Below are 19,982 nucleotides of genomic sequence, written 5' to 3' on the forward strand. Positions count from 1 at the left end.
CCTCCGGCCGGGTCTGTGATCGGGGCGATTGCGGACCTGGCCGCTTCGATCGTCCGCATCGGCCCGCACGGCGAGTCGGCGGTTGCGCATCGGGATGCCCGGGGCTCTCTCGCCGTCGGCGCTCAATCGCTGGACGTCTGTGCCCGGCCCGGCACCTGAGGGGATCGCGCGGCCTCGGCTTCGGCCTTTGCGTCGCTGACTGCGGCGGTCGCTTGCTTTGCGGCTTCATCAGCAGCAGCGGCAGCGTCGAGCGAAAGTGCCGTGCTGGCCTCGAGCACCGGAGTTCCGCCTTCGGCGGCCGCGCCGTCGGTAGTGGTTGTTTCCTCCGGCTGTGATGACGTGGGAAGGCCCATCGTGGACTGGTCGCCGAATGCGCTGGTGACGGTCCGTACTGCCTCGGTCAGCTCTCCTGGGATCACCCAGAACGTGTTGTTGTCGCTCTTCGCCAGGTGCGGGAGCGTCTCGAGGTACTTGTAGGCGAGGATTTTCGGGTCGGCGTTGTTGCGGTGGACGGCCTGGAAGACAAGCTCCACCGCTTTCGCCTCGCCGTCCGCCCGCAGGATCATGGCTTGTTGTGTGCCCTGTGCTTCCAGGCTTCGTGCCCTCCGCGGTCAGGATCTTGGCTTGTCGTTCCCCTTCGGCGTGGAGGATGGCCGCGCGCTTGTCACGCTCGGCCCGCATCTGCTTCTCCATCGCCTCTTTGACGGTGTGCGGCGGATCGATGGCCTTGATCTCGACGCGGTTGACCCGGATGCCCCACTTGCCGGTGGCCTCGTCGAGGACGGTACGGAGCCGGGCGTTGATTTCCTCACGTGACGTGAGGGTCGCCTCCAGATCCATGGAGCCGATGACGTTCCGCAGCGTGGTCACGGTGAGCTGATCGATCGCATGCAGTTAGTCAGCGACCTCGTAGGCCGCCGCCCGCGGGTCGGTGATGATCTGGTAGTAGAGCACCGTATCGATGTTCACCACGAGGTTGTCCCCGCCTCGGACCTGCCGGGCAGCCTGTGGCACGCCCTGATCCGGCTCCAGCACACGCACCCCGACCCCGTGGGCCGGACTGGACCGCTCGCCCGGCCGGCCGGGCTGCTGTCCTTCACCGCAGCCACGGACACTATCCTTGCGGCCCGCGTCCATCTGTCCGGCGCGGAGACGATGGGCGAACTGCACGAGACGCTCCGCACCCTGACCGCCGGCCTTACCTACACCCACTTCGCCCGACCCGACGTCACGCTGGACGTCACGCTTGGCCGACGACAGGAACTCCCGATCCACGCGGCGCACACCATCGGCCTTACCCGGCTCTTCCAGAATGCCGCCGGCACCATCGGCGCCCGCAGCACACCGGGCGGCGGCGGGTGCTTCCACTGCGAGGGGACCGGCGTGCCCGCCTGTGGGAGCCGTGGTCGTCAGCCAGCCACGACGTCGCGTAGATCCCGTGCATCGCTCAGGTGATCCATCACGATGCCTCTCCTCTCCGTCTGGACTCCGTGAATGTTCAAATTTTTGAGGCGGGTGCCGCGCGCGATGAGAGGTGAAAACTGCTGGCCGCAGCAGGCGCGCGGCCCTCCGCGCAAGAGGTGGCAAACGGGTGAATGGGTGATGCTGTTGGGAGTATTCGCTGGGCGGTATCGGCTCGCGTGTTGGAGGCAGATAATGCTTCTTGCTCATCCTGCGGTGTTGAAGGATCTGGTGGAGCAGTACGAGACGTTGCGTGCGCTGCACGCGGAGAAGGGCAGTCCCGCGGTGCGGCAGCGGATGGAAGACGTCGCCTACACCCTGTGCGTCTCTACCGGGACTCGGGATGTGGATGCGGCTCTGATCGCCGCCCGTCACCGGCTGCCCGGCGCCCGCCCCGAGGACGATTCCCTGGTGGCCGCCGGCTGACCACTGGCAGCCGCCCGCTGCGGAAGCAGGCATAAGCTTCGGAGGCGGACATACGCCCTGCACCGTCCCGTGACGGCGGCGCAGGACGTACCTCCCGGCGCTGGGCGGCACACGATTCCCGGCGCGGCCTGTGGGGCCGGAGCGGCGTACCCGGGTTGGTGGGCCGCTCCGGCGTGTTCTCTAACGCGGGCTTCTTCCTGCGCGTTACGCGCCAGGCGAGTGGACGCGACGAGCGAGCCATGCGGTCACTGTTCGGCCCCGGCCGTGCCTCCGCTGTGGGAGAGGTGTTGATCGCTAGCGTGCCGTGTGCACATCGGCATCTGCTTTCGCCTGCGCGTGCCGACCGGCCCCGGCCCCTCTCCCTGGGGGCCGGGGCCGTTGCCTTCGCAGGCCTCCGGTGCCTTCCGGCGTGGCGAGGCCCGGGATACGGAGACCGCCGTATCCCGGGTTCTTGCACCTCCGGTGCCTTCTCCGGAGACATATTTCGATGATGCGGCCCGCCATTGGCCGTCGCACGCCGGGAAAGCCCCACCGCGGCGGCTTCGACCTGTGTGCGGGCGCCGGGAGCGGGGCATGGGCCCTGGTAGGCATAAGTCCACCGATGGGGAGGTGAACCGTGATGACCGCCCTGCAGCTGACCGGATCTCCTTTTTGCTGACCGGGCGGCCTCGGCGTATGCCATGGAGGCAGGAGGAGCGCTGCCGCGCGTCGAGGACGCGGGCAAGATCACACCGGGGCCGACCAGGTCCTGACCCTTCGCGCCACCGTGGCGGTTGCCACCTCCTGACCAGTGGGGCGTGCGGGGTTCGGTACGCGGCTGGTTGTGACGGGAGAGGATGACGGGGAACACGTAGGGAGCGAGCCGTGCACGACAAGGGATTCCGAGGCTGACGATGCAGCACACGGGGATGACCAAGAATGCGGCCCGAATGGGTCAGGCGATGCCGTGAAAGCGAGCCGTGCCTATGTTCGTGACCAGCTCGCGGGACGACGCTGGTTGACCTGGAACTCACGGGCCGGACCTTGGAGATCACTGTTACGGATTCCAGCCCGGTCCAGCCCATGGCCCAGGAGGCCGAGCCGGGCCGGGTCGGGCAGCACGGTCTGGAGATCGTCATGGCGCTCTGTGACGGGTTCGAGGTGCAGCGCCGGCCGTTCGGCAAACGCATTCGTGCCCGCCTGCCGATTGCGGCTGCCGCCTGAAGGACGTCAACTGCCCAGAGCTCTGTGGGATTCGTCGCCGGGGGTTATGTGTGCGAGGTCGCGTGTCGGGCAGGCGCTGTTGAGACGACCGCCCGCGACCCTCGAGGGACATGAGAGCGGCCGCCGAGCCGGGTTTTTCGGCGATGTGAAGCAACCTACGCCTCGGTGACGGCGGCGTCCCGTCACCCGTGCGGACCAGCCCAGCACAGGCCTGCCACCTGGGCTGTCAGCGTGTCGCCTGCTGGATTCAGGGCACGCGGCGTAGTGGGTAGTGTCGTGATCGAAAGCGGTCGAGCATGTCGGTCATAAAGAGGCCGGGTATCCCGGCGACACCGAATGCCAGAGTGGGTCCCCACTGCGTCGATGCTGCGGAGCCCGTCGTTTCGCCGGTGGGTTCCCACAATGAGTGGGATCCACTGGAGGAGATCATCGTCGGGCGACTCGACGGTGCGACGATCCCTTCCGATCACCCGGTCGTGACCTGCAACATTCCGCCCTGGGCGGCGCGGGCGCAGGGGCTTGCCGCGGGCTTCAGGTATCCGCGCCTGCTGATTGAACGGGCGCAGCAAGAGCTCGACGAGTTCATCGCTCTCCTGCAGGTCCTAGGGGTCACGGTCAGGCGTCCGGAGCCGGTCGATCACAAGAGACGCTTCGGCACTCCCGACTGGTCGTCGCGCGGGTTCTGCAACACGTGCCCGCGCGACAGCATGCTCGTGATCGGAGACGAGATCATCGAGACTCCGATGGCGTGGCCCTGCCGGTACTTCGAGACCCACTCCTATCGCCCGGTCCTCAAGGACTACTTCCTGCGCGGCGCGCGCTGGACAGCGGCGCCGAAGCCTCAGCTCACCGACGAACTCTTCGACACGAACTTCTCCGTCCCGCAGGCCGGCGAGCCCATGCGCTACATCCTCACCGAGTTCGAGCCAGTGTTCGACGCGGCGGACTTCGTGCGCGCGGGCCGCGACCTATTCGTCACACGGAGCAATGTCACCAACCGTATGGGCATCGAGTGGCTGCGCCGGCATCTGGGCCCTGGCTATCGCGTTCACGAGATCGAAAGCCGCTGCCGCACACCCATGCACATTGACACGACTTTCGTCCCGCTCGCGCCGGGCAAGGTTCTCGTCAATCCCGAGTACATCGACGTCGACCGGCTGCCCGACATCCTCGGCTCGTGGGACGTCCTGGTCGCTCCCGAGCCCGATCCGATCGACGAGCGTCTGCTCAGGATCACCTCGATGTGCGGCAAGTGGTTGAGCATGAACGTGCTCATGATCGATGACAAGCGGGTGATCGCCGAGCGGCACCACACCGGCATGCTGCGCGCGCTTGAGCGGTGGGGGTTCGAACCGATTCCCTGCGATCTGCTGCACTACGCGCCGTTCGGCGGCTCCTACCACTGCGCGACGCTCGATATCCGGCGGCGCGGCACGCTGGAAACGTACGTCGACTGACCAGTCGCCCAGTGGTCTCAGGCGGCGTGATCTCAGGACTTGCGTAGTTTGTCAGGAGGGACGTGGCCCGCTTGGGATCGGGTAGGTCGGCGTATCGTCATGCTCCGCAAAGATCACCATCACGACGAGTCATCCGGTTCCCCGACAGCTCGTACTGCTATGGGTGCTGTCACTGATCTTTGGCCGCCGCCCACCCGAGTCCGAGACCGGCCAGCTGCGGCCGCTGTTTCGGTTCCGGTCACTACGCGCCGCGCGGGAGTTCTTCGGTGTTGTCTGGCCTGTCACTGGTCCTGGTTCGCAGCCACCCGCGCCCCGGTCTACTTTCGGTGAGTGCCTCTCGATTCCGCGCTGCACTCTCTCGACGACCGCAGCTCGTGGTATGACGAGGCTTTCTCCACACTTGGCGTTCTATTGAAGGGGGGCTGCGGGTGGTTGTTCTGGGCTGCCGGACTGTGGCTGCCGGAATGCGATTTCGGGATGAGAGGTGGTGGGGCCATTGAGGAGGGGCTGGGGGATGGACCGCAGGTGGAGGTTGAAGAAGGCTGCCATGTAGTCGCGGGTTATGTGCCACCCGCGCTCTCCTGAGAGCGGGACTGCTGGGTCCGATAGCCCCAATTGGTTGGCCAAATAGGGTAGATCGGTGAACGAGAAGTGCTCGGCTCCGGTTGTGGTGAGCCAGCGTTTCCAGCCGTCCAGGTGGCTCCAGGTTGCAGGCCAGTCGGTGTCATGGCTGTTGGGACTGTGCGTGGACTCGGCACCGAGCATCATGAACGGACGTCGGGCGAGCCCTGTCGCAGCAGGGCAGGTGTAGAAGTCACCGTCGAGATTGGCTCCTGCCTTGACGCGATCGTCGATGGCCATGGTGGCCGCTGCGGTCGCTCCCCCGATCGAATGACCAGCGATCCCGATGCGGCGCGGGTCGATCATGCGGGACAGCTCAGTACCCTGGCGGCTCGTCAATTGATCGATCACGAAGGACATGTCCTTCGCGCGGCCGCGCACGACGGCTCCCTTTTCCGCGCGGGTTCTGACCTGGTCGCATGCCGCACAGGTCAATAGCCGACCTCCCGGGAAATCCGTGCCGACGGATTCGTAGGCGTGGTCAACCGAGGCGACGACATAGCCACGACTGGCGAGATCATCGGCGAGGGAGGTGAGGGTGCTGCGCGGCATCGAGAACCCGGGAGAGAGCAGCACCAAGGGGAAGCGGCCCGGCGCCGGGGCAGCAGAAACCACGCCATGCGTACGCGTTCCGGCGACTGTTGAGGTCGGCACGATCCCGCTGAGTCCTCTGGCCTCTACAAGGAGCCGTGCCTCGTCGGCAGTCATGTAGGCCGCCGGTGACCCGTTTGCTGAGCGGGCCGGGTAAGACACGGACACCATCAGTTCCCGGTTCCCCGACGTTGGCACCCACGGGTCTGTACGTTGGCGGTCGACCAGGTGCAGGGTGCGGCGGCCCACCGGGTGGGGGCCGGCGGGAAGGGGTAACTCCAAAACGCTGGTGTTTGGAGCCCCGGCCGGATACTGCGCATCGTGAGCAGGGGAGGCAGGTGCGGCACCCAAGAGCGGAGCAGACAAGGCGAGGGTGAGCAAAGCGGCCGCAGCGGCTCTGCGTGATCTGGTGGTCATGAAGCTGAAGTTAGACCTCGGCTGTTGCGGAAACGTCGGCCCTCAGGGGTACTTGCGCATACGTCCACAGAGTGATCTTGGCGTGCGGGATGTCACCGCAGTATGAGAGCCACTGTCCGCCGCCTCGTCGACGACCTGGTCAGCGCCGCCGTCTGACCCGAGTCTTCCGGTTCGGCGGTCCAGAGTCCTGATCCGACGGTTTCTGTCGGCGACAGCTGGATCTGCGGGCGCCCCAGTGGCGTGTGGTGGCTGTTGCGGGGGTCGGGACCAATGTGAACACCGGGCCCAGGCCGACGACGCCCAGGATGCGTTGGGCGTTGGCGGGACTGATGCGAAGGCTATGTCGGCGCTGCGTTCGATGGCCAGCCTGGCCACCAGTACAGCGGTGAGGCCGCTGGAGTCGCAGAATCCCAGGCCTGCAAGACCAGCACCAGTAGCTGCCCCGCGGTCGGTCAGCCAGGCCGCTCGGATCCCCGACGCGCAGATCGGCGAACGGCGGTGGCGCGGGCTGCGCAGTCGATGCGACGGCCGTGGGGATGCGGCCACAGCCAGACCGATCGGCCGGACGCGAGTGCTGCCCACACCGAGCCGGGGAACCGGACTGCCTTCGGTGCGCAATGAGGGAATGAGGAGCGCAGGCGGCGTGCCGGCTACACCCGTTCAGGCGGCCGAGGCGTTCCGTGCGGCCTCGCGTGCCTCGGTGAGGGCGCGCTGCCTGAGCTTGCCGAACAAGTGCATCGTGACAGCGGCCAAGACGTCATCTCTGCCGATGGTCCGCCGGTCCCCGCAGCGGGTCGAGAGGGCCAGGAGGGGATCCTTGAGGGGCGGGGGTGGGGCCGGTTCGCCCGGTATCACCAGGGCGACCGTACCGAAACGTTTGACCCCGCCCTCGCGGACGACCATGGCCGCGTCTCCTGCGAGGTCCGTCAGGAACACGCTCGCGATGCCGTTCAGGTCGCGGACCATCGCAGGGACCGCCGTCATCCCCCGGCTCCTCAGCAGCTTCCTGACCCCGGCCTCGAACCTGTGGGCGCCAGCCACACCACTCGGTTTGCGCGACCCGCGACGCTGACGAAGAGGCACGAGGACACCCTTGGCGTCGTACACCTCACCCATCAGGCCATGAAAGGTCGGGCTGTGGAGGTACCACGTGGACCCCACCTCCACCTCGACGTTCCGGTCGATCGCCGAGATGAGGTCCCGGGGTACCAGTCGCTTCCGGTCCTCCTCCGCCGCCGCTCTCCTCGCGCCGTCGATGATTTCCGTCAGCACGGTCCGCGTCACCGACGCGGCGGCCCACGCGGCCGGCCGGGAGACATGCAGCGAAGTCACGTCCCTGAACACCGCCTTGACGGGAGACGGTGTGAACGGCGGGACATCCTTGACCGAGGCGGTCCGGGGACTGATCAGTTGTGTTCCCGGACCGTCCGTGGTCTTCGTAGCATGTCCTTGCTCGTGGGTGTGATCTTGGAGGGGTATCACGGTGGCAGGTGACATCTGGGGACCAATCTTGTCGCTCGCTGGCGTTGTGCTCGGGGGCGGGTTGACGGCGTTTGCCCAGCATGCCACTCAGCGGTCCGCCGAGCGGACCGAGCAACGCAGGCAGGTTGTGGCCGCAGCGGAAAGCCGTCGGGCGGAACAGCTGCAGGTGCTCAAGGAGTTCGTTGCGAAAGCGCAGGAGGCCGAGCGAGTCGCTTATAACCGTCCTGAGCCGTGGGGTGATGATGAAAGCGGCTGGATGACGGCCGCCGGGCCCGTCATGACCGCGCTATGGACGGCATCGGGCAACGTGATGCTGATGGGCGACGAAGCGCTGCACGAGCCCGTCCGCCTCTACGGGTACGCGCTCAACCAGGCGGTGTGGCGAGACATCGGCGACACCGAGGTGAACGAGCATCTCGAGACGCACAAGGCCGCGTTCATGACCGCAGCGCGCAAGAGTCTGGCCTCTGGCTGACGCGGCGTGCAGCGGAGCGGGAGCACCAAGACCCTGAGAAGCACCTCACGGAGCTGGGCAAGCTCAGGGGTACCTTCCTGGGCATTTTCAGTCGTCGTACACAACTGTGCGTGCACCCGAGTGACATCGAAACTCGCCGACATTCATAGGCTCACAGGCCCTCGGGTGACATCCGAACTCATCGACAAGCGCCACCTGTTGTGAGATACGCAGCCAGGGCGAGGGTGCCTGCGGCGATGCCAGGCGCTACGCGATGCAGTCGCAAGGGAAAACGCTCCTGTTCAGTTCATTCACAAGGAGTTGAGGGCGCTCAGGGCGTCCACATCGGTGATCCTGTCATCAGGGTCTGACGAGGGGCAGTTGCCCTGCTGCGGTCGCAGGTTGACCACGCGAAGCACCGTTGATGTGGCCGGAGCCAGGGCTCTTACCGCGCCGCAGTCTCACGAGGCGCGGCCCGCCTTGCGTGCGGCTCGTGGCTGTCTGGGCATGATCGGGGCGAGTCGATTTCCTGGGGGCGGTGTGGCGTGGTCCGAGCACGTGGTGGTGCGCGACGGGGTCCGGCTTGTCTGCCGGGACTGGGGTGGGACGGGGCAGCCGGTCGTGCTGCTGCACGGCTTGGCCGGTCATGCCGGTGAATGGGAGGCAGTGGCCTCGCGGCTGGCTTCCCGGTATCGGGTCGTCGCGGTCGATCAGCGAGGACACGGCGCGAGTGAGCGTCATCCGCGGGATGTCTCCCGGGCCGCCCATGTCGCCGACGTCGTCGCCGCAGTCGAGCAACTCGGTCTGTGTCGGCCGGTAGTGTTCGGCCAGTCGCTGGGCGGGCACACGGCCATGCTCACGGCCGCGGCTTATTCCGAACTCGTGCGCGCGCTGGTGCTCGTCGAGGCTGGCCCGGGGGGTCCGGACCCGGATGCCGCCGCGGGCATCGGCGGCTGGCTCGACACCTGGCCGACGCCGTTCCCCTCACGCGAGGCAGCGGCTGCGTTCTTCGGCGGTGGGCCGGTCGGCGCAGGGTGGGCGGCAGGCCTGGAGGTCCGCGAGGACGGCTGGTGGCCGCGCTTCGCCCGGGATGTGATGGTCTGCTCGGTCGCGGAGGCCGCCGAGCGTTCCTACCTGCCGGAGTGGAAGCGTGTGGCGTGCCCCACCCTGGTCGTCCTGGCACAGTCCAGCTTCGTCCCCGTCCGGGAAGCCGACGAGATGCTCCGGCAGGGACCCGCCACCGTGGCCATGAGCATCCCCGGCACCGGACACGACCTGCACCTGGAACAGCCCGGTGTACTTCATGCCGCCCTCGAGGACTTCCTCGATGGCCTTGCTTGAGAACGCCGGCGGTCTCGTGCCTTCACCCGCACGCGGCGCACACCCGATTCACTTCTGGCCCGACTGGTCTGGTACGGGCGGGTGGGCAGAATGCGCGTCGTCACCTTTCCCGTGTGCGGGACGTCAGGGAAGCGATGCCGTCTCGTCGAAGGGCCTGTGATCGTGAATCCCCCTGAGCTTCTTGCTATGCAGTTCGAGGAGCACCGGCCGCATCTTCGTGCGGTGGCATATCGCATGCTCGGTTCCCTTGCCGAGGCGGACGACGCGATCCAGGAGACCTGGTTGCGTCTGGCGGGCTCCGACGACCGCCGGATCGACAACCTCGGGGGTTGGCTGACGACGGTGGTCGGCCGGGTCTGCCTGGACATGCTCCGTGCCCGTAAGCGGCGCGGCGAGGAGCCGCTCGAAGAGCGGCTGCCCGATCCGGTGATCAGCCGGGATGAGCGTGCCGATCCTGAGCAGGAGGCGCTGCTGGCGGACTCGGTGGGGCTGGCTCTACTGGTGGTGCTGGAGTCGCTCCGTCCAGCGGAGCGGTTGGTGTTCGTGCTGCACGACCTGTTCGGGCTGTCGTTCGAGGAGATCGCGCCGGTCGTCGACCGCACGCCCGCGACGGCCAAGAAGCTGGCCAGTCGGGCGCGGCAGCGGGTGCGTGGCACGACGCCGCCCCCGGACCGGGACCGGACCGACCAGCGCCGGGTGGTGGACGCGTTCCTGAGTGCCGCCCGTAGCGGCGACTTCGACGCGCTGCTGGGCCTTCTGGATCCGGACGTGGTGCTGCGCGTGGACGGCGGTGCTCTCACCGGTGGTCTGCGGACGATTCGGGGTGCGACCGCGGTGGCTGGCCGGCTCGACACTTTCCAGCGGATGGCCACGGCTGCCACCACACGCCCGGTCCTGGTCAACGGTTTCGCCGGCTTGGTCAACACCCTTGATGGGCAGCCGCTGTCCGTCATGAGCTTCACCATCGCCGGCGGGAGCATCGTCGCCATCGACATCCTGTCCGACCCCGCACGCCTGGCCCACCTCGGCCTCGCGTCCGCCGACGACTGACTCTTCGACTGCCGGCCCCCGTCCCGATGACCGTGCGTCCTCGGGGCGGGGGCCGTGGTCGTTGACACGCGTGCGGCACCTGTCTCACAACCGGCCGGAGAATTCTGGGCCGGCCGGTCACCTTTGCCGCGCGGGCGTCGTCAGTGCAGTGAAGCGAGCCAATCAAGCGGGCCGGGTATCAGCCCGCACTGACAAGAGGACACCGACGATGACCACGATGACGAACAGCATCGACACTCTCACTTCCCGGTTCTCCGACCCGCAGCAGCTGGTGCCCGAACTCGGCGACGTCAGCACCGCCCTGTTCAAGATCATTGGGAACGGGGCGGTGCCCCGGAGCACCGTCACCCTGGTCCACCTGCGTGCCGGGCAGCTCGTCGAGAACACCTACCTGACGGTGATGCACACCGCCAACGCGCGCCGCGCGGGAGTGCCGGAGGAGAAGATCGCCGCCGTCGCCTCCTGGAAGGACGCCCCCTACTTCACCCCCGGCGAGCGTGTGGCACTGGAGCTGGTAGAAACCGTCCTCACGCCCGGCGGCCACGGCGAGCGAGTCCCCGACGACCTGTATGCGCGTGCGGTCGAGCACTACGACGACAGGGCACTGGCCACCCTCGCCATGGTGATCGGCCAGGTCAACTTCTTCATCCCCCTCGCACTGATCGGCAAGCCCCTGCCCGGCGTCTCCATGGCCGAGCAGTGGCGCACGACCACGACCAACTAACCCAACGGCACACGCCCACGCGGGCCCGGCACGCCCCCCAGCCCCGCCGGCTTCCATCACGGGCTCGACATCGCCAACACCGCCGGAAGACCGATCAAGGCAGGACTCGCCGGAACGGTCACATCCACGGGCAGCTCTGGAGCCCTGGGCCAGTACATCGTGGTCACCCATCCCAACACCATGAAGACCACCTACGCGCACCTGAGAAGGGCTTCCGTTGGCGTTGGCACTTCTGTCAACAGCGCGACCAAGATCGGCGAGATGGGGGCAAGCGGCACCAGGGACGGCCGCGCCCGATTGCACCTCGAAGTGCAGCAAGGCGGGGAACGAATCAACCCCCGCCTTACGTACGACTGCCCGCGCTAGAGAGGGTGCCCTGCGTTCCTGGGGTCCGCCTCCCAGCACCGTAACGTCAAGTCCTGTGACCCTGATGGGTAAGCCCGGGGGCTGGGGCAAGCCCTCTCGCCAGCATGCGCTTTCCGCGGCTGGATGCCATGTCGTGTCGTCGTCAGCGACTTCGAAGCCGAAGGCCGGGCTGCCCGGGTGACCGGTCACGGGCGGCCGTTGGGCTGGGGCGTGGGCCAGGACCGCTCAGAACTGGCCCACGCCCCGGCGGGCTGCCCACAGGAGGGGCCTGGGCAAGCCCTTCCCTTCCAGCATGTGTCTCCTGAGGCCGGACGCGCCTGCGTGGACGTCGGGAGCCAGTCCAGCGTGATGGATAGCCGTCACGCGTACTGCAACGGGCCGTTCGGGTGCGTGGCCGAAAACTGCTGCTCGCGGCAGGCTCTTGGCCAGCCGTGCTGGAAGTATCAGTGGGGTGAATGAAGGGTGCTGCCCGGGGTATTCGCTTCGCGGTATCGGCTCGCGTGTTGGAGGCAGATCATGCTTCTTGCTCACCCTGCGGTGTTGAAGGATCTGGTGGAGGAGTACGAGACGTTGCGTGCGCTGCACGCCGAGAAGGGCCGCCACGCTGTGCGTCAGCGGATGGAAGACGTGGCGTACACCTTGTGTGTTTCTACCGGTACGCGGGATGTGGATGCGGCGCTGATCGCAGCCCGTCACCGGCTGCCCGGAGCCCGTCCCGAGGACGATTCTCTGGTGGCCGCGGGCTGAGCACGGGCAGCCGTGCCGTCCGCTTCGGAAGCAGACATACGTTCATTCGCTTCGGCAGCAGTCGTACGCCCTGCACCGTCCCGTGACGGCGGGGCAGGGCGTACTTCCGGCGCTGGGCGGCACACGATTCCCGGCGCGGTCTGTGACGCCGGAGCGGCGTGCCCGGGTAGGTGGGCCGCTCCGGCGTGTGCTTAACGGAGTCCTTTTGCTGCGCGTTACGCGCCAGGCGGGTGGATGCGAAGCGAAATAGGTGCAGCCGTTGTTCTGCCTCGGCCGTGTTCCGCAGTGGGGGAGGCGCAAGTCGCTAGCGTGCTGTGTGCACCGCGGCATCTGCATCGCTTCGCACGTGCCGAGCGGCCCCGCACCTCTCACGCAGGGTGCCGGGGCCGTTGCCTTTGCAGCCTTCCGGTGCCTTCTGGCGGTGCGAGGGCCGGGCAGGGTGATCGGCCGCGTCCCGGGTTCTTCCCCACCTCCGGTGCCTTCTCCGGAGTACGTTCGATGATCCGGCCCGCGGGCTCCGCACGCTGGGAAGCCCTGGCCGAAATCGGATGGCTACGGCCGGAAGTGGGACGGACTGCCCCTTTCGGTGACACAGTGAAGTGGCCCGGTCCGCTGTTCCCCCGTTACAGCGGAGCGGCCCGCTTCCGGCGCCACTTTAACGATGAAGTCCTGGTGAGCCGAACGGGGCCGCCCCTTCGAGTCCTCGGTGCCCTGCGCCCGCCCTGCGAGGGGTGTTGTCGCAGCCGGCGCTGGTGAGTACGGCGGTGACCCGGTACGGGAGCTCTGTGTGGTCTGCCATGGCGGGCAGCGTAGGTCCCGGGCCGCAAGCGGTGACCTGGAAAGGCGGGGCGATCTGCCTCAGGGTCGGCCGGGCAAGCCGTCGCTTTCAGAAACCGCTCTTCGGGGTGACGGGCCGGGTCTGTGACCGGAATTGATGTATCCGGATGCATTCCTGGCCGGGTTGTGAAGTCTGCTGCCAGGCTGGGCGGAGGTGACCGTTCAGGGAGGCTGCAAACCGTGACTCATGACGACCGCCCACAGGTACAGCGAGTCGAGTGCGAGGACTGCAAGGCCGGTCCAGGCCGGGAGAACCTTCGCATCATGACGGTGAACAAAGACCGGAGCATAACGGAGACGTGGCATCTGCCGGACTGCCCCGGCCACCTCGCGAACAGGATCTTCATCGAGGACAGCGCCCGCCAGGTCCAGGAAGAGCAGGCATGGGCCGAGGGCGTCTTCCCCGGCGCCTTCCAACGCGTCCGCGAGGCCGCCGCAGCCCTCACAGCCGATGATCCCGCTGCGCCGATTGCCGCCGCACTCTGCGAGCTGGTCCAGACACAGGCGGAGCGGGCCGGCTGCGTCACTCTCCCGGAGTGGACGAGAATCCTGGAGCGGCATTTCCCGCCCCACCTGCCGCCTCTGGACTGACGGCCGCACGGGAGTTCGTGTGTGCCCGGCGGCCCCATACCGTCCCTGTGGAGGCGAGCGGTGCGCAGCAGGGTGCTGTCTCGCGCGAAGGCGTGACTGGGTGTCAGGTCCTCTCGTTGTGCAGGCGAGGCGGGCGTCCATCCGTTCGCCTCATTCGGAGGCCTCGCTGCCCGTGGAGGGCCGGGGCCTCCAAGCACTGCATGTCGGTGGCGCGGCACGGTTGTCTGCACCGTTGCCTGCCCAGGCGGACCCGGGGTCGTCCGGGAGGCACTGCCGGAGCCGATGACCGGCCAGCTCGCCACCTGGATGTCCCTGCGCCTCAAGCCTTCGCGCAGCCAGCCACGCACCCCAGACTTGGTGCGCTACCAGCTGCGCTACGCCGCGTCGGTGCTCGCCCCTCTCGCCGCCGCCGGCGTCCGCGATCTTGCCGACGTGGCTCCTCTCCAGCTCCGCGCACGCCTGGGCGCCTGCGCCTGACGGGTGGCGGTTACTGCCAGACCGTCTCCGCTGTGCGGACGGTCCTGCACGCGCACGGCGTCCTCGACCGCAACCCGGCCGGGCACCTGCGCGTCGGCTCGCCCGCGTACACGATCCCTCGGCCGGCGGCCGATCTCGCTCCGATCCGCCAGGCCCTCGCCACCCCGGGCCCGGTCCGGGCCGCCGTCACCGCCCTGATCGTCTTCCACGCCCTGCGTGCGGGCGAGGTCCGCCACCTGACGCTCGACCAGGCCCTCGGGGCGCAGACAGGGCCTCCGTGTATGCCCGGACGGACCGTCCTGCTCGCCGAACCGGTCCGCGTACCCGTGGCCGCCTACCTCGCCCATCGCAGCCACCGCTGGCCCGGCACCGCCAATCCCCACCTCTTCATCACCCGGCGCTCCGCACTGTCCACCAGACCGGTGTCCCGTGCTTGGCTGTACCGGCAGTACCCGGACTCCGCCCACGTGCTGCGCAGCGACCGCATCGTCGACGAGGTACAGGCCGCCGGCGGCGATGCCTTGCTGATCTGTGAGCTGTTCGGCCTCGGCGTCAAGGCCGCCACCCGCTACACCGCCGCCGGCCCCGCCGCGCCTCCTACGACTCCCCGAGAACCGGTGAGGGGTCGTGGATCTCCAGCACTGTCGATCTCGAAACCGGCGAGAGTCTGGCCAAGCTCTGCGAGCCATGCGCCGTAGTTTCCCGAACGGATACGGCTGGGCTGACGCGAGACAAGTGGCTCAAGAACCAGCGGTCACAGTGACCGGCTCGCTTTGAGAGCGTTGAAGAACACGCCGGGGGCGAGCCCGGTAACTAGTTCAAATTTGAGGGGAACTGATGAAGCGCATCAAGCAGGTCAGGGCAGCCGCTCTGATCGTCGTGCCGTCCCTGGTCCTCCTGGCTGTTGTGAGCGCTGCTGCCACGGCGCAGGCGGCACCCGTTGACGGCGGCATCAGGGTCAATTTTTGGCAGGGAATTTCGGTTACTGACGGTGACGGTGAGGGGGACTTCTGAGTCGTCCGTGCTGATTTTGAACCGGTCGGGCTGGCGGGGTGGGTGGTGGCTTCCCGTTCACCTCATGGCTTTCGTCCGCCGGGTGTACAGGGTTCAGCAACAGGCACCTGCGTCGAATGCCTCGCACCTTCAGGCGTGGGACATTCGGAGGCTCAGCTGCTTATGGCGGTTCCGGCGGTGGATCGTTCCTGCGGTGAATGTGTCCGCCCGTGCGGGTGAGAGACACCGGGTTGGGCGTCCGATGGGGCCGGGGGGCCGGTAGAACACGGGGGTGATCAAGAACTTTCTGCGGGGTTTCGGCGCGCTGACTCTTGCCGTTGTCCCGCTCATCGCTTCCAGCCCCGTACAGGCCGCCCAGGTGGGTGACGGGGCGCGGGCTGCGCAGGTGACGACGCTCTCCGACGCGATCGTTCGGATGCGGCTCGCTGGTGAGGACCGTTCCGGCTATACCCGTTCGTCGTTTCGGCACTGGAACTCCGGCGATATCGCCACGGACGGGTGCAGTACGCGTAATGAGGTCCTCCTGGCCGAGGCGGTCAGGGCTCCGGAGGTGGGCCCCGGTTGCAGGCTGACCGGCGGTGCCTGGTTCTCCTACTACGACGGCCAGGAGGTCACCGATCCTGGTGCCCTGGACATCGATCACATGGTGCCCCTCGCCGAAGCCTGGGATTCGGGTGCCTCTGCCTGGACGGCCGCCCGGCGTGAGGCGTACGCCAACGATCAGGGCGCGGCGGCGTCGCTGGTCGCGGTGACGGCCCGTACGAACCGTCAGAAGTCCGACCAGGACCCGGCCGAGTGGATGCCGCCGGCCCCGGATGCGCAGTGCCGGTACGTGGGGGAGTGGGTGGCCACCAAGCTGCGCTGGCAACTCGCCGTGGACGCTGCCGAACTCGAGGCGCTGAAGGTGTTCGCCGAAGGCCCCTGCCAGGACGGCGTCGTGTCGTACACCCCTGCTCCGTAGCCGTCACCCGCTCCGGATTGCCGGCCTGCGAGAGTTTCGGCTCGCCGGAACGGTGTGTGTCCTGTTCATCCGTTTCACTGAAAGGTGTGTGTCATGGGCCGAGGCTTGATCGTCGTGGATGTGCAGAAAGACTTCTGTGAGGGAGGCAGTGTCCCGGTTGCGGGCGGGGCGCGGATCGCGACCGCTGTCGCCGATCTGGTGGAGCGCAGCGCCGGGTCTGACTATCAGTACGTCGTGGCCACCCGGGACCACCACATCGACCCGGGGAGCCACTTCTCGAAGAACCCCGACTTCAAGGACAGCTTCCCCGTCCACTGCGTGGCCGGGGGCGAGGGCGGTGAGTTCCACCCGAACTTCGCTCCCACGGCCACGGGCGACAAGGTGGACGCCGTCTTCTTCAAAGGGGCCCATAGCGCCTCCAAGAGCGGTTTCGAGGGCGCCGACGAACACGGCACCTCCCTGGCGGACTGGCTGCGCTCGCGGGAGGTGGAAGAGGTCGATGTGGTGGGTATCGCCACCGATCACTGCGTGCGCGCGACCGCGCTGGACGCCGTCAAGGCCGGGTTCCGCGCCCGCGTGCTCCTGGACTACTCGGTCGGCGTCGCCCCGGACACCACAGCGTCGACCCTGGAGGACTTTCGCCGGGCAGGCGTGGTGGTCTCCGGTGAGACACCAGTCCCGCAGTAGCGGCTGGGGGTCACCTGCCCGCCAAGGGGACGGGCATGACACGAGAACGGGCTCCCAGGATTCCTTGAGGGGCCGCGGGAGCCCGTCCGGTGAGCTGATGTACCGGACTCATCCGGCTGCTCTACGGCGTAGGGGTGCATGCCCTCATTCGGGTCGGTGATACAGGCGGCGCCGTCGGCGGCCGCACCAGTGACCTGGGCCGATGAGCCGGGCACGCTCTCCCGCATCGTGGTGCCGCGATGCGCCGTCAAAAGGAACGACATGACTACGAGGAATCAACTGATGCGTCTTCGAGACACGTTGACCGCTGCGGCCGGTGCCGCCGTGCTGCTCCTGACCGTCCCCGGCTCCGCCTACGCGACCGAGGGCGACTTCAGTTACACGTATATCGACAACAGCGGCGCGGAGGAGCAGGCCACTCTCCACGACCCCGCGAGCGGGAGGTGCATCACCCTTGGCGAGGCTGCCCAGGAATACAGCCAGCCGCCCGCTCACTCGCCGAGGAATCGCACAGCCAGCGTCGCGATCGTCTTCAGGAACGCCGACTGCTCGGGCGACGAGTACACATTGCGTCCGCACACCGGCGCCGCGGGCGAGCGCCTGAAGTTCCGGTCAGTCATTTTCCACTGATCCGCGCCGAACTCCCTGAAGGCATACCCGCAAGCCCAGGAGGACCGCCGCCAGGACACCGACCCGTGCCCCGCAGCGACGCGACGGTACGCCTCCGACATCATGGACAGCGCGCGGCAGGCGCTCGCCGGCTTGGCCGCGCATGGTCCTGACGGCGCATGAGTACCTCCTCCTACATCGGCTGCACTTCCTGAACGTTCGAAGGGTGGGTTTGCCAAGCCCCCTCCCTCACGTTGTGTGACCGTGTGTAGCGTTTCAGCCATGGCAGCAACGACGACTGGGGCCACCGTGCTGGGCCGCTCGCAATGAGTACAGGCCGGACCGCTCACCTTCAACCACGCCTTCACCACCAATACCTTCAACCACGCCTTTACCACCACTGCGGAGCGCATCTCCGAGGTGCCGGAACTCACTGGGCCCCGGAGCTGGCGCGCCTGGTTCGGCGGAAGTCAGTGGCGTCCAGGTCGCTGAGACGTTGTGCTGAAGGGTCTCATCAGGTCGTGACGTGGTTGCCCAGGATGCTGCTGGGCATGGCACTACCAGTCGATCAGCATGACGCCGCCACTGGCGCCGCTGGCCATGCCGAACAAGGCCACTTGCATCCCTGGGCGCAGTCGGCCCTCCTCGATGGCGAGGGCCAGCTGGAGGGGGAGGGTGGCGGCGCCCATGTTCCCGGTGCGGTGGAAGGTGGGCACGATGGCGTCGGGATGGACACCGACGCGTTCGCAGAATGTGCGGACGAAGGGGACGGACGGCTGGTGGACGCAGGCGAGGCCAAGGTGTTCCGGATCGGTGTGCTGTTCCTTCACCCACTGTGCGGCGCGGGTGTCCAGGCCGAAGAAGGAGGCGAGCAGCTGGTCGGAGTCGATGTGCAGTCCTGCCGGCTTGCCGGGGGCCTGGTGGGGGTTGAACAGGGTGGCGGCGGGCCAGCCCGCGGAGTTCGCCATGAACGTGTGGGCGGTGATCCCGGGTTGGGCGGAGGCTTCGAGAAGCAGGGCGGCGCCCATGTCTCCGCCGGTCAGGGAGGCGAGTCCGGTGCGTAGTGCGGTGGGGCTGGGCAGTGTCCATCGGCTGAGCCGGCTGAGCGTTTCTCCGCATGCGATGAGGATGCGCCGGTAGCGGCCGCTGCGGATGAAGGCGTCGGCAACCTCCAGGGCGTTCAGGACGCTGTTGCAGGCGTTGGAGATGTCGAAGACCGGGCAGCTCAGTCCGGTCCGGGCAGCGACGATGTGGCTGTTGGCGGGTTCCTGGACATCGGCGCTGACGGCGGCGAACAGCAGCAGGTCGATCTCGCCCGGGGCGAGGGCCGCCTGCTCCAGTGCGCGGTGGACGGCGCGGGAGGCGAGGTCGGACGGCAGGTCGCCTTCGACCGCGACGATGCGCTCGTCCAGCCCGTACAGCCTCCGCAGCAAGCCGGGCGGAATCCGCATCCCGGGGCTGTGCTCGCGCAGCCGGTCCTCGATTGCTTGCGAGCTCTCGCGGCCAGCGGGCAGGTGGACGGCGACCTGCGTGATACGGCTGTAGAGGCTCATGCCGCCCTCTTCCCAGCGCCGGCGCGCTGTGGGGCCCTGGGGGGCAGACCGGTGATCGTGTGTTTGACCCTGTCCGACAGCCACAGCGGTGACACCTCGTGCAGGGGTACGAGGAGGCGGGCGTCGAGACCGACGGAGTAACGGGCTTTGGGGCGGCGGGAGGACAGGGCCTTCTCGATGGTCCGGGCGACCGGTTGCGGGCCGGGGACACGTTGGTTGACAGCCGTGAACAGAGCCCGCGACCGTTCGTAGCCGGCCCCGCCACGATCCGCCCCGGCGAGATCGTCGACCGCCCGGTCCAGCATCGCGGTGGCGAACGCCCCGGGCTCCACCAAAGACACCCGGACACCCGCATGCGCCATCTCCATGCGCAGGCAGTGGGTGAGCGCGCTCAACGCGTGCTTGCTCGCGCTGTACCAGCCGCCCAACGGCCAGGGCACCCGCCCCAGACCGGACGACACATTCACGATCCGGCCCTCGCCCCGAAGGCGCATCCCCGGCAGGGCGAGGCGACAGATCCGCATGGCCCCCAGCAGGTTCACCTCCAGCAGATGGCGCGCCTGCTCATCGGTCACGTCCTCCAACGACCCCGCCTGCGGCACCCCGGCGTTGTTCACCACCGCCCACGCACCACCACCCGTCATGTCCACGATGCGCCCCATCGCCTCGACGCAGGAAGACGGCTCGGCGACATCCAGCACCACAGTCCTCAGTGCCCGCCCGCGGGCCGCCGCAGCAGCGATCAGTACATCCGCCTTCTCCTGACTGCGCGCCGTGGCGATCACATCAAAGCCACTACCGGCCAGCCGCAGCGCCGTCGCCGCACCGATGCCTCCGGTCGCCCCTGTGACCACCACACTGCGCTGTTCTGGACGCCCCACCGAGCTATCCACCGCCACCCCTACCTCACTCA

Annotated in this window: 19 protein-coding genes and 1 pseudogene; 15 read left to right on the forward strand and 5 right to left on the reverse strand. The window is 67.8% G+C overall.

The window, feature by feature from the left end; translation table 11 throughout:
- Window positions 1-122: 122 nt before the first annotated feature.
- Window positions 123-981, reverse strand: a pseudogene (locus OHA05_RS36675) (SPFH domain-containing protein); the annotation flags it as partial.
- Window positions 982-1,656: 675 nt separating this feature from the next.
- Between OHA05_RS36675 and OHA05_RS36680 the strand changes: the two are divergent.
- From OHA05_RS36680 to OHA05_RS36690, 3 genes are all read left to right on the forward strand, one after another.
- A complete protein-coding gene (locus OHA05_RS36680; protein WP_328863055.1) occupies window positions 1,657-1,887 on the forward strand; it encodes a DUF5133 domain-containing protein in 231 nt (76 codons plus the stop codon).
- Window positions 1,888-2,949: 1,062 nt separating this feature from the next.
- The gene (locus OHA05_RS36685) at window positions 2,950-3,090 is read left to right on the forward strand and encodes a hypothetical protein (protein WP_328863056.1); all 141 of its coding nucleotides are present in this window, start codon (window positions 2,950-2,952) and stop codon (window positions 3,088-3,090) included.
- A gap of 296 nt (window positions 3,091-3,386) precedes the next feature.
- Window positions 3,387-4,547 (forward strand): amidinotransferase, encoded by a 1,161-nt coding sequence (locus OHA05_RS36690; RefSeq protein ID WP_443043817.1) that lies wholly within the window; start codon window positions 3,387-3,389, stop codon window positions 4,545-4,547.
- Window positions 4,548-4,955: 408 nt separating this feature from the next.
- Here the strand turns inward: OHA05_RS36690 and OHA05_RS36695 are convergent, their stop codons facing one another.
- Window positions 4,956-6,176, reverse strand: coding sequence for an alpha/beta hydrolase family protein (locus tag OHA05_RS36695; protein WP_328863057.1), 1,221 nt, complete (start codon window positions 6,174-6,176; stop codon window positions 4,956-4,958).
- 660 nt (window positions 6,177-6,836) lie between these two features.
- The gene (locus tag OHA05_RS36700) at window positions 6,837-7,520 is read right to left on the reverse strand and encodes a hypothetical protein (RefSeq protein WP_328863058.1); all 684 of its coding nucleotides are present in this window, start codon (window positions 7,518-7,520) and stop codon (window positions 6,837-6,839) included.
- Between the two features lie 139 nt (window positions 7,521-7,659).
- Between OHA05_RS36700 and OHA05_RS36705 the strand changes: the two genes are divergently transcribed.
- The 12 genes from OHA05_RS36705 (at window position 7,660) to OHA05_RS36755 (ending at window position 17,537) form a co-directional block, all read left to right on the forward strand.
- Window positions 7,660-8,133, forward strand: coding sequence for a hypothetical protein (locus OHA05_RS36705; protein WP_328863059.1), 474 nt, complete (start codon window positions 7,660-7,662; stop codon window positions 8,131-8,133).
- A 519-nt stretch (window positions 8,134-8,652) separates the two neighbouring features.
- Entirely contained in the window at window positions 8,653-9,453 is an 801-nt protein-coding gene (locus OHA05_RS36710) for an alpha/beta fold hydrolase (RefSeq protein ID WP_328863060.1), read from the forward strand.
- Window positions 9,454-9,639: 186 nt separating this feature from the next.
- Window positions 9,640-10,503, forward strand: a complete 864-nt coding sequence (locus tag OHA05_RS36715; RefSeq protein WP_328863061.1) for a sigma-70 family RNA polymerase sigma factor — start codon at window positions 9,640-9,642, stop codon at window positions 10,501-10,503.
- A gap of 217 nt (window positions 10,504-10,720) precedes the next feature.
- Window positions 10,721-11,227 carry a carboxymuconolactone decarboxylase family protein gene (locus OHA05_RS36720; RefSeq protein ID WP_443043864.1) on the forward strand — a complete coding sequence of 169 codons (507 nt, stop codon included), beginning with the start codon at window positions 10,721-10,723 and terminating at the stop codon, window positions 11,225-11,227.
- Between the two features lie 93 nt (window positions 11,228-11,320).
- Window positions 11,321-11,593: a M23 family metallopeptidase gene (locus OHA05_RS38330; protein ID WP_443043865.1), complete on the forward strand. Its 273-nt coding sequence runs from the start codon at window positions 11,321-11,323 to the stop codon at window positions 11,591-11,593.
- Between the two features lie 516 nt (window positions 11,594-12,109).
- Window positions 12,110-12,340, forward strand: a complete 231-nt coding sequence (locus OHA05_RS36725) for a DUF5133 domain-containing protein (RefSeq protein WP_328863063.1) — start codon at window positions 12,110-12,112, stop codon at window positions 12,338-12,340.
- Between the two features lie 1,101 nt (window positions 12,341-13,441).
- Window positions 13,442-13,768, forward strand: a complete 327-nt coding sequence (locus OHA05_RS36730; RefSeq protein WP_328863064.1) for a hypothetical protein — start codon at window positions 13,442-13,444, stop codon at window positions 13,766-13,768.
- 509 nt (window positions 13,769-14,277) lie between these two features.
- Entirely contained in the window at window positions 14,278-14,943 is a 666-nt protein-coding gene (locus OHA05_RS36735; protein ID WP_328863065.1) for a hypothetical protein, read from the forward strand.
- A gap of 139 nt (window positions 14,944-15,082) precedes the next feature.
- Window positions 15,083-15,259, forward strand: a complete 177-nt coding sequence (locus OHA05_RS36740; RefSeq protein ID WP_328863066.1) for a hypothetical protein — start codon at window positions 15,083-15,085, stop codon at window positions 15,257-15,259.
- 271 nt (window positions 15,260-15,530) lie between these two features.
- Window positions 15,531-16,220: an HNH endonuclease family protein gene (locus OHA05_RS36745; RefSeq protein ID WP_328863067.1), complete on the forward strand. Its 690-nt coding sequence runs from the start codon at window positions 15,531-15,533 to the stop codon at window positions 16,218-16,220.
- A gap of 93 nt (window positions 16,221-16,313) precedes the next feature.
- Window positions 16,314-16,907 (forward strand): isochorismatase family protein, encoded by a 594-nt coding sequence (locus OHA05_RS36750; RefSeq protein ID WP_328863068.1) that lies wholly within the window; start codon window positions 16,314-16,316, stop codon window positions 16,905-16,907.
- A 282-nt stretch (window positions 16,908-17,189) separates the two neighbouring features.
- Complete coding sequence (locus OHA05_RS36755; RefSeq protein ID WP_328863069.1) at window positions 17,190-17,537, forward strand: hypothetical protein; 348 nt, start codon at window positions 17,190-17,192, stop codon at window positions 17,535-17,537.
- Window positions 17,538-18,073: 536 nt separating this feature from the next.
- Here OHA05_RS36755 and OHA05_RS36760 read toward each other — a convergent pair.
- Both OHA05_RS36760 and OHA05_RS36765 read right to left on the reverse strand, forming a co-directional pair.
- Window positions 18,074-19,069, reverse strand: a complete 996-nt coding sequence (locus OHA05_RS36760; protein WP_328863070.1) for a 3-oxoacyl-ACP synthase III family protein — start codon at window positions 19,067-19,069, stop codon at window positions 18,074-18,076.
- Window positions 19,066-19,950, reverse strand: coding sequence for an SDR family NAD(P)-dependent oxidoreductase (locus tag OHA05_RS36765; RefSeq protein ID WP_328863071.1), 885 nt, complete (start codon window positions 19,948-19,950; stop codon window positions 19,066-19,068). Before OHA05_RS36765 ends, OHA05_RS36760 begins: the two co-directional genes overlap by 4 nt.
- Between the last annotated feature and the right edge of the window lie 32 nt (window positions 19,951-19,982).

Origin of the sequence: Streptomyces sp. NBC_00306 (genome assembly GCF_036169555.1) — a bacterium.
In the GTDB taxonomy this organism is placed as follows: Bacteria; Actinomycetota; Actinomycetes; order Streptomycetales; family Streptomycetaceae; genus Streptomyces; species Streptomyces achmelvichensis.

Coding starts and splice junctions, on each gene's coding strand:
- OHA05_RS36680 (WP_328863055.1), top strand. CDS start 1,657: ATGCTTCTTGCTCATCCTGCGGTGTTGAAGGATCTGGTGGAGCAGTAC.
- OHA05_RS36685 (WP_328863056.1), top strand. CDS start 2,950: ATGGCCCAGGAGGCCGAGCCGGGCCGGGTCGGGCAGCACGGTCTGGAG.
- OHA05_RS36690 (WP_443043817.1), top strand. CDS start 3,387: ATGTCGGTCATAAAGAGGCCGGGTATCCCGGCGACACCGAATGCCAGA.
- OHA05_RS36695 (WP_328863057.1), bottom strand. CDS start 6,176: ATGACCACCAGATCACGCAGAGCCGCTGCGGCCGCTTTGCTCACCCTC.
- OHA05_RS36715 (WP_328863061.1), top strand. CDS start 9,640: ATGCAGTTCGAGGAGCACCGGCCGCATCTTCGTGCGGTGGCATATCGC.
- OHA05_RS36720 (WP_443043864.1), top strand. CDS start 10,721: ATGACGAACAGCATCGACACTCTCACTTCCCGGTTCTCCGACCCGCAG.
- OHA05_RS36725 (WP_328863063.1), top strand. CDS start 12,110: ATGCTTCTTGCTCACCCTGCGGTGTTGAAGGATCTGGTGGAGGAGTAC.
- OHA05_RS36730 (WP_328863064.1), top strand. CDS start 13,442: ATGACGGTGAACAAAGACCGGAGCATAACGGAGACGTGGCATCTGCCG.
- OHA05_RS36740 (WP_328863066.1), top strand. CDS start 15,083: ATGAAGCGCATCAAGCAGGTCAGGGCAGCCGCTCTGATCGTCGTGCCG.
- OHA05_RS36750 (WP_328863068.1), top strand. CDS start 16,314: ATGGGCCGAGGCTTGATCGTCGTGGATGTGCAGAAAGACTTCTGTGAG.
- OHA05_RS36755 (WP_328863069.1), top strand. CDS start 17,190: ATGCGTCTTCGAGACACGTTGACCGCTGCGGCCGGTGCCGCCGTGCTG.
- OHA05_RS36760 (WP_328863070.1), bottom strand. CDS start 19,069: ATGAGCCTCTACAGCCGTATCACGCAGGTCGCCGTCCACCTGCCCGCT.